Source organism: Acidovorax cavernicola (genome assembly GCF_003581445.1).
In genome coordinates this window covers 65,556-77,987 of sequence record NZ_QXMN01000025.1, presented here as the reverse complement: position 1 = coordinate 77,987, position 12,432 = coordinate 65,556, and the positions used below count along the sequence as shown (strand labels likewise).

The following is a 12,432-nucleotide window of genomic DNA, read 5'->3' as shown; positions in this document are numbered from 1 at the left end:
GTATACGTTGCCGAATGTTTCCAAACGGCGGCGGGACGGGCGCTTTCCTCTAGCGCTCTGACATCAGCCTGCGCGGTAGAAGATGTAGTCGGCCTGGTACTTCACGACCTGTTTCTGGCCCATGTTCGAGGCGCCGCAGGCGGCCGATGGCGCGACGCCGCCCTGGGTCGCCACGCGCTGGATGTAGCTCACGCCCTGCATGGCGCCCATGCCGGTGGCGGGGTTGGCCTTCACCAATTGGTGGGGAATGTTGCCGACGCCGTTCGGTGCCACCGCCACCTGCGTGGCCGTGACCTTCGAGCCGTCGGCGTTTTCCCAGGTGGCGGGCGGGCCGTAGTACTTGCCGACCTGCTTGCCGGCGCGGTCCATCAGCTTCGCGTCGGGGCCGACGAAGACCCATTCATGCTGGCCCGGCATGTTGGCCTTGGCACGGCATTCGTAGGTGATGTCGCCCGCGCCGACGGTTTCCATGGCCACGCGGTGGCCGGCGGGCACCTTCACGGCATCGGGCAGGCTGGCCTGCGAGAACATCGGCATGGGCTTGGCGCCCATGCCGGAACAGGCGGCCAGGCCAAGCGCCGCTGCGCTGGAAGCCAGGACGGTCAGGGTGCGGATGTGCATGGTCGTTTCCTTGGTGTCTGATCGAGGTGGAAAGAAGAAGCCGTCGTCTGGCGTTGTGGATCTCGACGCCCCCCGCTCCCTGTACGCAGCGCGCGCCCAAACGGATTCATTCGGGGTGCGATTGAATCCGCCGACGCGGCCGGGCCGTACCCAGGGCATGCGCATCGATGCCCCACAATCCGCGAATGACCGCACCCAGCCCCGACGCCGAACTGATGGCGCTGATCGACCGGATCGGCCATCGCGACGAAGCCGCCCTGCGGCAGCTGTACGACCGCACCGCTCCCCGGCTCATGGGTCTGGCGATGCGGGTGGTGCGCCAGCGCGAATGGGCCGAGGACGTGCTGCAGGAGTCCTTCCTCACGGTGTGGCGCGTGGCCGGCGACTACCGCGCCTCGCTGAGTCCGCCGCTGGCCTGGCTGGGGCTGATCGTGCGCAGCCGTTCGCTCGACCTGCTGCGTCGCCGCACCGCCGACCGCGCCCAGCTCACGCAGGAGTTCGACGAGCTGATGGCCGAAACCTTCGAGTCCGGCACGCCCGGCCCCGCCGACATGGCCGATGCGAGCGAGCAGGCCTGGGCGCTGCACCAGTGCCTGAGCCAGCTCGAGGGCCGCCAGCGCGAAGTGGTCAGCCTGGCCTACCTGCGCGAGATGAGCCACGGCGAACTGGCCGAACAGCTCAAGCTGCCGCTGGGCACCATCAAGACCTGGATCCGGCGCGGGCTCGAGAAGCTGCGCACCTGCATGGGCCGTTTCGCCTGACCCCGAGGACCGCCCCATGAACCTCCTTGCCCACCCCGAACTGCTGGAACTGCTGGCCGCCAGCCATGCGCTCGGCACGCTGCGCGGCGGTGCCCGCCGCCGCTTCGAAACCCTCGCGCGCGAGCAGGCGCCCGTGCGCGCCGCCGCGCTGGTCTGGCAGGGCCGGCTGGCCGGCATGACCGAGCTGCAAAGCCCCGTCGTGCCCGACCCCGCCGTGTGGACCCGCATCCGCAACCTGATCGAAGCCGAGCAGGCGCAGCACGCCATGGAGCGGCAACGCGACGCCGCCACCCCCATCACCACCCCGTCGACCGGCACGGGGGGCTGGCTGCGCAGCCTCGCGCTGTGGCGCGGCGCCGCCGCGGCCGGCGCACTCGTGGCCGTGCTGGCCGTGGGCGTCGGCCTGAACCTGCGCGAGCAGCTGATCAACGCACCCGCCGTGCAATACGTGGCCGTGCTGTCCGACGACAAGGCCGCCGCCTCCATGCTCGTGACCTTCGATCCGAAGAAGAAGCAGCTCGTGCTGCAGCGCGTGGGCAGCTACAGCGAGGGCGCCGACAAGTCGCTGCAGCTGTGGGCCCTGCCACCCGGCGGCGCGCCGCGCTCGCTCGGCGTGCTCGACAATGCACCGGCGCTGCGGCTGGCCGCCTCGGAATCCGATGTGCGCGTGCCCGCGCTGGCGATCAGCCTGGAGCCCAAGGGCGGCGTCCCGAGCGCGGGCGGCCCGACCGGGCCGGTGCTGTTCCATGGCGCGCTGATCGAAAAAACGCTCTGACCTCTTGCCTTTCGCCTTTCCGATGCCTTCGATGAAATCCGCGCTGGCCGCGCTCGCGCTGCTGGCCACCACCACCTTCGCCGCCCAGGCACAGACTGCAGCCGCCGCCTTCCCCTACGAAGCCGACGGCGCCACGGCCGCCGACACCACCTCCGCGTACCTTGCCGCCAAGGCGCGCTGGCACAACGAGCTGGCGGCCTTCGCGCGTGCCGACCAGGAGCGCTTTCCGCCCCCTGGCGGCGTGGTATTCGTCGGCAGCTCCACCGTGCGCATGTGGACCCGCCTGGCGCAGGACTTCGCCCGCGTGCCGGGCGGCATCGTCAACCGCGGCTTCGGCGGCTCGACGCTGGCCGACTGCGCCCTCTTCGCGCGCGACCTCGTGGTGCGCTACAAGCCCCGGCAGGTGGTGCTCTACGCGGGCGACAACGACCTGGCCGAAGGGCGCACGCCACTGCAGGTGCTCGACAGCTTCGCGCGCTTTGCCAACGCGGTGCGCGCCGAGTTGCCCGACGCGCGCATCAGCTTCATTTCGGTCAAACCCAGTCCGTCGCGCGAACAGCTGATGCCGCAGGTCCGCGAAACCAACCATGTGATCTCGGCCTACCTGAACCTGCTGCCCAACAGCGAGTACATCGACATCCACACGCCGATGCTCGGCGCGGATGGCCGCCCGCGCCCGGAGCTGTTCCGTGGCGACCGGCTGCACCTGACGGACGAGGGCTACCGGCTGTGGCAGTCGATCGTGGCGCCGCACCTGCCGATGCCGCCGGCGGCGCAGCCCTGAACCTCTTTCCATGGCGTGAAGCTCGCGCGATTCAGGATTCAGTCGCGAGACACCGCAGAACCGGCTTTGCCGGGCTGCAGGTGTCGCCCCCGGCAGAGGGAAGGAGAAGCGACACGAAGTGCGCGGAGCCTGGGGGCGAGCTCCTATGCCCGGGCGGGCTCCGAAGGCACATCGTCCGCCGGCGGCGGCACGTCGGCGCCGCGCGTGAAGCGCGCCACGAAGTACATCCCCGCGAACACCGCCGCCAGCAGCAGGCCGTCGCCCCACCAGGGCCGCGCGAGCTGGTTGTCGCCGTAGAAGGCCAGCACCAGCAGCACCGCCACGAGGTGCGCACAGAACACCGGCAGCGAGGCCGAGCCCATGGCTTCGAGCCAGTGCAGGCGCGGGATCTTGCGCATCAGCGCCGGCCCGAAACCTACCGCCAGGATGCCCAGCGCCACGAGGTTGACGATGCGCAGCGGACCGAGCTGCCACTTATCGAACAACAGGTTCATCTCGACGTCGCCGCCGAACGGTGCCTGCCCGTTGATGCCGGTGTGGCGCCAGTAGAAGCCGTAGAGCGCGATGCCCGCCGCCGCCGCCAGCAGCCAGGCCGGAAAGCGCAGCGGCCGGGCGTCGGGCGCATTGCGGCTGGCGCCCAGGCACAGGCCGGCGAACCACAGGAACTGCCAGGCGTAGGTGTTGAAGGCACCCATCTCGTGGAACGGCACCGGCACGCCGAGGTAGCGCACCGCCAATCCGTAGACCCATTCGCTGAGCCCGAACTGCGCCATCGCCCAGACCGTGGCGCTGGCCACCATCACGAGCGTCCAGCCGTGGCGCATGGCGAAGGCCAGCACCCAAGGGCTCATGAGCATGAAGAAGATGTACATCGGCAGGATGTCCAGCAGCGGCGGCTCGTAGATCAGCAGCAGGCCGAAGAGGAAACCGTCGCGCGGCTCCGCCAGGTAGTACGACACGAGGTTCTTGACCGCCGGCTGGTCGATGTGCACGCCCAGCGCCGCAATCACGGTGAACAGGAACAGCAGGATCGCCGCCTGGCACAGGTAGACCTTGAGCACGCGCCGCCAGAAGGCCTGGCGCATCGAGTCGACCCCGCGCACGTGGCCGATGCGGCTGTAGACCAGGCCGGCGACGAAGGCCGACAGCAGCACGAAGCCCTCTGCGGCCGACACGAAACCAAAAGGTTGGCCCAGCGGATCGGTCAGTCGCGTGGGCAGGTGGGTGACGGTCATCAGCACGAGCATCAGCCCGCGCAAGGCGTCTATTTCCCAGTAGCGTTTCATCGGTCGGCGGCGAGGTCTTGAAGGCGGTCCGCGCGGCGCACGCACGAGGTGAGCGATTGTAAGAAGACCGGCGTACGTCCACGGAATGCGCGTGCGAAGCACGGACGGCCTATGACGCTTGGCACTGCCGGCGCGCCATGTAAATCGGCTACGCTGCGCGCTGCCTCAAGGTGGAGAACCCCGTGAACCGTTTCATTCCGACATTGCTCGTCGCTGCCGGCGCCCTCGCCGCAGGACCGGGCTTTGCACTTCAGATCACCAGCCTGACCCCGCAGGGCGAAGTGGCGCGCGTGCGCCAGGTCGTCGCCAAGTTCGACCAGACCGCGGTGAATTTCGGCGACCCTAAGGCGCCCGCGCCGATGACCGTGAGCTGCTCCGACGCGCAGGCCGGCAAGGGCACCGGCCGCTGGACCGACGCCAAGGCCTGGGTCTACGACTTCGAGAACGACCTGCCGCCCGGCGTGCGCTGCTCGGTCACCCGCGTTCCCACCTTCAAGCCCGCCGGTGGCGGCGAGTTCACCGGCCCCGAGCGCTATCAATTCAATAGCGGCGGTCCGTTTGTCCGCAACTACATGCCGGGCACCTACGCCCGCATCGACGAGCAGCAGATGTTCGTGCTCGAGCTCAACGGCGCGGCCACGATCGAGAGCGTGCGCCAGAACGTCTGGTGCGCGGCCGACGGCGTCGGCGAACGCATTCCGGCCAAGCTGCTCGAAGGCGAGGCGCGCACCGAACTGCTCAAGGCCTTCCACCGCGAGCGGGAGGCCGCAAAAGACCCGCTGCGCTTCATCACGATGCAGTGCAACCGCACGCTCACGCCGGGCGCCAAGGTGCAGGTCGTCTATGGCAAGGGCGTGGCCACGCCGTCGGGCGTGGCCAACGCCACGGAACGCCGTCTCGATTACCAGGTGCGCGAGCCCTTCGCCGTGTCCTTCACCTGCGAGCGCGAGAACGCGCAGGCGGCCTGTCTGCCGCTGCGCCCGATGCAGCTGCAGTTCAACGCACCGGTGACGCGCAAGGTGGCGTCGCAGATCGTGCTCAAGGGCGACGGCAAGACGATCAAGGCCAAGCTGGAGAACGACGGCGGTTCGCAGAGCGACGACGACGTGGTCAACAGCGCGAGCTTCGGCCCGCCGCTGGCCGAGAGCTCGCAGTTCACCATCGAGCTGCCTTCCGGCTTCCAGGACGCCTCGGGCCGCGCGCTGGGTTCGCCCGGCAGCTTCCCTCTGAAGGTCGCGACCGGCGCGATGCCGCCGCTGGCCAAGTTCGCGGCCTCGCCCTTCGGCGTGATCGAGCGGCTGGCCGAGCCCGACACCCCGGCCATGATGCCGGTGACCGTGCGCCGCGTGGAACCGCAGCTGATGGTGCAGGCGCTCACGCCCGGCAAGGTGAGCGACCTCAACCCGAAGACCGACGCCGAGATCATCGCGTGGTACCGCAAGGTGCGCCGCTACGACAGCTACACGATCGGCCGCGACGTCGCGCGCCGCGACGTGAAGGGCGCCCTGCCCCCGGTCATCGACAAGAACGAACGCACGCACGTGCAGACCCGCATGGTGTCGCTGCTCGGCGGCCAGCCGGGCGTGAAGGCACTCGACATGCCCAAGGCCGAGAGCGGCGATCCCCGCCCCTTCGAGGTCATCGGCATCCCGCTGACGCCGGGCTTCCACGTGCTGGAAATCGCCTCGCAGAAACTCGGCGAAGCGCTGCTCGACGAGCGTTACAACGCCGGGCGCACGATGTACGTGCGCACCACCGCGCTGGCCACCAACCTGGCCGTGCACTTCAAGCTGGGCCGCGAGAACTCGATGGCCTGGGTCACCACGCTCGACAAGGGCAAGGTGGTGGCAGGCGCCGAGGTGCGCGTGTCCAGCTGCGACGGCAAGGCCGTGGCCAACGGCGTCACGGACGCGAACGGCATCGTGATGCTCAACGGCGTGTCGCCCGATGCGCCCAGCTGCAACGGCCCGAACGAATACGAGACCAGCGCCTGGTTCGTGAGCGCGCGCGCCAAGGACGACAAGGGCGTGGAAGACCTCGCCTTCACCTGGAGCGACTGGCAGCGCGGCATCGAGCCCTGGCGCTTCAACGTGCCCACCAGCCTGGACGTGCGCCCCGACGGCATCGCCCACACCATCTTCGATCGCACGCTGCTGCGCGCCGGTGAAACGGTGTCGATGAAGAGCGTGCTGCGCACGCAGACCAGCAAGGGCTTCGGCCTGCCCGAAGACCGGCCCGACACGCTGGTCGTCACCCACATGGGCAGCGGCCAGCGCTTCACCCAGCCGCTCACGTGGCGCAAGACCGCCACCGGCGGCCTGAGCGCCGAGAACAGCTTTGCCATTCCGCCGGCCGCCAAGCTCGGCGTGTACCAGGTCGAACTGCGCAACGGCGAGAAGGACGGCGACGAAGGCTACAGCCGCACCTTCTCCACCGGCATCTTCCGTGTCGAGGAGTTCCGCCTGCCGGTGCTCGAAGGCCGCATCGCGCCCACCGAGAAGAAGCCGCTCGTGGCCGCCACCTCGGTGCCGACCGACGTGCAGATCAACTACGTGGCCGGCGGCGGCGCCGCCAACCTGCCGGTGCGCGTGTCGGCCATGGTGCGCGGCAAGGGCCTGAGCTTCTCCGACTACGACGCCTTCAGCTTCACCCCGCCGCGCGCCGCCGGCGACGGCAGCCAGGCCGCCACGGCCGCCGACACCAGCGCCGGCGAGGAAGACCTCAACAGCGTGGACGACACCCGCGTGATCGCCGACAAGCTGCCGCTCACGCTGAACAAGGACGGCGCCGGCAAGGTCACGATCGACAAGGTGCCGAAGGTCAAGGCCGCGCGCGAGCTGCTGCTCGAAGCCACCTACGCCGACCCGAACGGCGAGGTGCAGACCATCCGCAGCACGCAGACGCTGTGGCCCGCGTCGGTCATCGCCGGCATCAAGACCGAGGGCTGGGTCTCCACCGCCCAGAAGCTGAAGTTCCAGGCGCTCGCGCTCGACCTCACGGGCAAGCCCCAGGCCGGCGTGACGCTGAACGTGCGCGCCGTGGCGCGCATCACCACCACCAGCCGCAAGCGCATGGTGGGCGGCTTCTACACCTACGACAACAAGACCGAGACCAAGGACATCGGCACCGTCTGCACCGGCAAGAGCGATTCGCGCGGCCTGCTGCTGTGCGAATCGGAACTGAAGGAAGCGGGCGAGGTCGAGCTGATCGCCAGCGCCACCGACAGCGACGGCCGCAGCGCCAGCGCCGTGAGCTCGGTCTACGTGACCAAGCAGGGCGAACTGTGGTTCGGCGGCGAGGACAACGACCGCATCGACGTGCTGCCCGAGAAGAAGAGCTACCAGCCCGGCGAGGTCGCCAAGTTCCAGGTGCGCAGCCCGTTCCGCTTCGCCACCGCACTGGTGGCCGTGGAACGCGAAGGCGTCATCGAGACGCACGTGGTGCAGCTCGACGGCAAGGACCCGACAGTCTCGCTGCAGGTCAAGCCCGAGTGGGGACCGAACGCCTACATCAGCGTGCTCGCGCTGCGCGGGCGTCTGCGCGAAGTGCCGTGGTACAGCTTCTTCACCTGGGGCTTCAAGGCGCCGCGCGAGTGGTGGACCGCCTTCTGGTACGAAGGCAAGGAATACGTCGCGCCCACTGCCATGGTCGACCTGAGCAAGCCCGCCTACCGCCTCGGCATGGCCGAGATCCGCGTCGGCACGCGCGCGCACCAGATCGACGTGACCGTCACCAGCGACAAGCCCAGCTACCCGATCCGCAGCAAGGCGCAGGTCACCATCACCGCCAAGCTGCCCGACGGCAAGCCGGCCGCGGGCGCCGAAGTGGCGCTGGCCGCGGTCGACCAGGCCCTGCTGGAGCTCATGCCCAACGACAGCTGGAACCTGCTCAACGCGATGCTGCAGCGACGCAGTTGGGGCGTGAGCACCTCCACCGCGCAGATGGAAATCGTCGGCCGACGCCATTACGGCCGCAAGGCCGTGCCCGCGGGCGGTGGCGGCGGCAAGGGCCAGACGCGCGAACTGCTCGACACCCTGCTCGTGTGGAACCCGAAGATCGTGCTCGACGCCAACGGCCAGGCCGTGGTGACGGTGCCGCTGAACGACGCGCTCACCACCTTCAAGATCGTGGCCGTGGCCGATGCGGGCACCAGCCTGTTCGGCACCGGCCAGGCCAGCATCCAGGCCACGCAGGACCTGCAGATCATCAGCGGCCTGCCGCCGCTGGTGCGCGAGGACGACCAGTTCCGCGCGCAGATCACCCTGCGCAACACCACGCAGAAGCCGATGAAGGTGGAAGCCACGCCGCGCGCCACGCTGCTCACGCTCGAAACGCAGACCGTCGACATTCCGGCCGGCGAATCGCGTGAAGTGGCATGGAACGTGACCGCGCCCGCGCAGCTCGCGCAGACGCGTGCCGAAGCGATCCTGTGGGAGATCGAGGCGAAGGACACGGTCGGCGGAGCGCGTGACGCGCTCAAGGTGCGCCAGCGCATCGTGCCTGCCGTGCCGCTCACGGTGCAGCAGGCCACGCTGGTGCAGGTCGATGGCCCGTTCACGCTCGACGTGGCCCCGCCCGCCGACGCCCTGCCCGGCCGCGGCGGCCTGAAGATGTCGCTGCAGCCCAAGCTGGCCGAAGGCCTGCCGGGCGTGCGCGACTGGTTCGCGAACTACCCCTTCAGCTGCCTCGAACAGAAGACCAGCAAGTCGGTCGGCCTGCGCGACGCGAAGATGTGGCAGGGCGTGCTCGCCACGTTGCCCACCTACCTGGACAGCGACGGCCTGGCCAGCTACTTCCCGCCGCGCGACGGCGAAGCCAACCGCGGCAGCGACATCCTCACGTCGTACCTGCTCGCGGCCACGCACGAAGCGGCGCAGCTCAACCCCGCCTTCGCGCTCGCCGACGACGCGCGCGCACCGATGGAATCGGGCCTGATCGCGTTTGTCGAAGGCCGCGTCACGCGCGAGTTCTGGAGCCCGCGCAAGGACCTGGACGTGCGCAAGCTCGCCGCGCTCGAAGCGCTCTCGCGCTACGGCAAGGCCAAGGGCAGCATGCTCGGCAGCATCACCATCGCGCCGAACCAGTGGCCCACCAGCGCGGTGATCGACTGGCTCAACATCCTCAAGCGCGTGAACGACGTGCCGCAGCGCCAGCAGCGCCTGGACGAGGCCAACAACGTGCTCAAGGCGCGCCTGTCGTACCAGGGCACCAAGCTGATCTTCAGCACCGAGCAGGACGACTACTGGTGGTGGCTCATGACCAACGGCGACGTCAACACCGCGCGCCTGCTGCTCAGCGTGATGGACGACCCGAGCTGGAAGGACGACATCGGCAAGCTCGCCAACGGCTTCATCGGCCGCCAGCAGAACGGCGCCTGGCACACCACCACCGCCAACCTGTGGGGCGGGCTGGCGCTGGAGAAGTTCAGCAAGGTGTTCGAGAGCACCCCTGTGGCTGGCGTGACGGCCGCCACGCTGGGCGCGATGAAGGCGCAGGTCGACTGGAGCAAGGTCGAACGCGTGAAGGCCAGCGACCCGTCCGGCGCCCCGAACCAGACCACCATGTTCGGCGCGCCCGCCTCGCCGGGCAACCTGCGCAACAACACCATGTTCCTGCCGTGGGCGGCATCGCCTTCCGGTGCACCAGTGCGCGACACGCTGCTGGTGACGCAACAAGGCACCGGCAAGCCGTGGCTCACGCTGCAGTCGCTGGCCGCCGTGCAGCTGAAGGCGCCGTTCGCAGCGGGCTACGCACTCAAGAAGACCATCACGCCGGTCGAGCAGGCCGTGGCCGGCAAGTACACGCGCGGCGACGTGCTGCGCGTGAGCATCGAGGTCAACGCCAGCACCGACATGACCTGGGTCGTCATCAGCGACCCGATCCCGGGCGGCTCGACCATCCTCGGCAGCGGCCTGGGCCGCGACTCGCAGATCGCCACGCAGGGCGAGAAGAAGAGCGGCTCCGGCTGGCCAGCGTTCGAGGAACGCAGCTTCGAGGCCTTCCGCAGCTACTACGAGTACCTGCCCAAGGGCGTGGTGAAGATGGAATACACCGTGCGCCTGAACAACGTCGGCGACTTCGCGCTGCCGCCCAGCCGCGTGGAAGCGATGTACGCGCCCGAGATGTTCGGCGAGACGCCGAATGCGCGGGTGAAGGTGGAGGCGGCGAAGTAGCGAGGTCATGGCGAAGGCGGGCCGTCATCCCGCCTTCACCGCTCCTCGTCAGCATCGCAGCGAACCAACTACCGGAGAACCCCATGGGCCTGGCCATTTCCGTCGGCATCCTCGCCGACCTGATCGAGAACGATCCCGAGAGCGCGCAGCACTTCGAGGCCGATTTCGCCGCCGCGAACCGCAAGCTCGCCGAAGCCGGCCTGCCGCCGCACGTGGAGCCCCGCACGCTGCCGCCACTCGAATCCCGCGCGCCGCTCGACGGCCTGCCCTATTCGTTCATCCACTACCTGCGCCGTGCCTACGCGCACCGCGTGACCACGCCCGGATGGATCGCGACCCCGCTGCCCGAAGACACCGACCCCACCGAGGACGAGACGCTCGAAGACGTGGCCGGCATGTTCGAAAGCCATCTGCTGTGCCACTCCGACGCGGAAGGCTTCTATCTGCCGGTGGACTTCGAGGAAGTGATCTTTGCCGAAGAAGACGACACCGACCTGCCCGGCGGCATGCTCGGCTCGTCGTACCGCCTGCTCGAAGAGCTGGTGCTCGTGGCGCCCGCACTTGGCATCGCGCTCTCGGACGGCGAGCTGTCGGACGAGGAAGCGGCGCGGATCGCCGACAGCATGGGCGACGACGAAGGTCTCTATCGGGAGATCGAGTCGTGGCTGCTGCTGTACGAATCGGCACGGCTGAGCATTGCGCACAAGACGGCGATTGTTTTCACCTGAGAGAGACCAACAAGCCCGATTCGATCGGCTACCGGAAGCAGAGGCGATGTTCGAGACCACCATCCACTGGGTCCGCGGCATACCGCCACATCGGCTGGGCCTGATGGCACGCCCGCGCGGCGGTGACTTGCTGCGCAAGGAAGTGGCGTCCTGGCAGCGTGCCTCGCTGAACATCGTGGTCTCCTTGCTCGAGGCGCAGGAAATCAGGGAACTTGAGCTCCAGGAAGAGCCTGCGCTCTGCGCTGAACACGGGATCGTGTTCCGGCATTTCCCGATTCCGGACCGCGGCATCCCGGCATCGCAACGGGACGCGGAGGCCTTCATTTCCGAGTTGGGCGTCGAACTGGCGAGCGGAAAGGCCATCGCCATTCACTGCCGCGCAGGCATTGGCCGCACGGGCCTCATCGCGGGCAGCCTGCTCCACGGGCTCGGCGTTCCGGGCCAGAACATCTTCCACCTGCTGAGCCGCTCTCGGGGCATCGACATGCCCGATACATCGGAGCAGGCGGAATGGGTCGCACAGTACGTGTTCGGCAACCGCCGCCCACCGCCTTGATAAACCGGCTCAGACAGCCTTGCTCCGTGACGCACGCGTGGCGGCGCCAGGCGCCGCGGGCTTGCGCTTGTCGTTCACGGGGCTAGCGCCAAGCCCGACGAGCAGGCTGCCGATCAGTCCCTCGACAAAGCCCGCGTCGAGCGGCGCGTGCCCCATCAGCAGCCGGAAGAACAACGGCCCGTAGATCTGGTCGAGCACGATCTCGAGGTCGGCATCCGGCCGGATCTCGCCCGCCTCGGCCGCTTGCTGCAGCAGCACCCGCCCTTCGTCGCGGCGCGACAGGATGAAGTGATTGCGAAAGGCCTTCGACAGCTCGGTGTCGGGGTCCGCGGCCGCGATGATCGTCGTGATGTTGCGTCCCATGTTCGACGACAGCGTGCGCACCACCGTATCCAGCTGCTGCGACAGCGCGTGCAGCGCTGAAGTCGCGGCGCGCGACGGCTTCTTTTTCTCCTGTGCGGGCGAAGCCATCAGTGCGTCCATCGTCACTGCGTGCCGGTTCGGCCACCACCGGTAGACCGTGGGCTTGCCGACGCCTGCCTTCGCCGCCACCGCCTCCATCGTCACACCCGACGGCCCGACCTGCGACAGCAGCTCACGCGCCGCGTCAAGCACGGCCTGCCGCAATTGCAGGTTGCGCGGCCGGCCACGGGCGGCCACAGGCGCGACAACCTCCGGCGTCTCTTTGACAACAGATTTCATTTATGGAACGATGCGTAACGTAATTAAATTCTAGACCCACAAGGAC

9 protein-coding genes are annotated in these 12,432 nt (G+C 68.7%); 6 read left to right on the top strand and 3 right to left on the bottom strand.

The window, feature by feature from the left end:
• Positions 1-63 precede the first annotated feature (63 nt).
• Complete coding sequence (locus D3H34_RS19480; protein WP_119555890.1) at positions 64-621, bottom strand: DUF3455 domain-containing protein; 558 nt, start codon at positions 619-621, stop codon at positions 64-66.
• A gap of 167 nt (positions 622-788) precedes the next feature.
• Here D3H34_RS19480 and D3H34_RS19475 point away from each other — a divergent pair, with 167 nt between their 5' ends.
• Genes D3H34_RS19475 through D3H34_RS19465 form a run of 3 tightly spaced genes read left to right on the top strand, consistent with a single transcriptional unit; the run spans position 789 to position 2,941 of the window.
• Positions 789-1,382, top strand: coding sequence for an RNA polymerase sigma factor (locus D3H34_RS19475; RefSeq protein ID WP_119555889.1), 594 nt, complete (start codon positions 789-791; stop codon positions 1,380-1,382).
• Between the two features lie 16 nt (positions 1,383-1,398).
• Positions 1,399-2,157, top strand: a complete 759-nt coding sequence (locus tag D3H34_RS19470) for an anti-sigma factor (protein WP_119555888.1) — start codon at positions 1,399-1,401, stop codon at positions 2,155-2,157.
• Between the two features lie 31 nt (positions 2,158-2,188).
• A complete protein-coding gene (locus D3H34_RS19465; protein WP_119555909.1) occupies positions 2,189-2,941 on the top strand; it encodes an SGNH/GDSL hydrolase family protein in 753 nt (250 codons plus the stop codon).
• A gap of 143 nt (positions 2,942-3,084) precedes the next feature.
• On the opposite strand, the gene opgC is transcribed toward D3H34_RS19465, so the two are convergent.
• Entirely contained in the window at positions 3,085-4,227 is a 1,143-nt protein-coding gene (gene opgC, locus D3H34_RS19460) for an OpgC domain-containing protein (protein WP_119555887.1), read from the bottom strand.
• Between the two features lie 182 nt (positions 4,228-4,409).
• Here opgC and D3H34_RS19455 point away from each other — a divergent pair, with 182 nt between their 5' ends.
• From D3H34_RS19455 to D3H34_RS19445, 3 genes are all read left to right on the top strand, one after another.
• Positions 4,410-10,400 carry an alpha-2-macroglobulin family protein gene (locus D3H34_RS19455; RefSeq protein ID WP_119555886.1) on the top strand — a complete coding sequence of 1,997 codons (5,991 nt, stop codon included), beginning with the start codon at positions 4,410-4,412 and terminating at the stop codon, positions 10,398-10,400.
• An 83-nt stretch (positions 10,401-10,483) separates the two neighbouring features.
• Entirely contained in the window at positions 10,484-11,128 is a 645-nt protein-coding gene (locus D3H34_RS19450) for a putative DNA-mimic protein (RefSeq protein ID WP_119555885.1), read from the top strand.
• 46 nt (positions 11,129-11,174) lie between these two features.
• Complete coding sequence (locus D3H34_RS19445; RefSeq protein ID WP_119555884.1) at positions 11,175-11,684, top strand: phosphatase domain-containing putative toxin; 510 nt, start codon at positions 11,175-11,177, stop codon at positions 11,682-11,684.
• A 9-nt stretch (positions 11,685-11,693) separates the two neighbouring features.
• On the opposite strand, the gene D3H34_RS19440 is transcribed toward D3H34_RS19445, so the two are convergent.
• Positions 11,694-12,386 carry a TetR/AcrR family transcriptional regulator gene (locus tag D3H34_RS19440; protein WP_119555883.1) on the bottom strand — a complete coding sequence of 231 codons (693 nt, stop codon included), beginning with the start codon at positions 12,384-12,386 and terminating at the stop codon, positions 11,694-11,696.
• Positions 12,387-12,432: the final 46 nt, after the last annotated feature.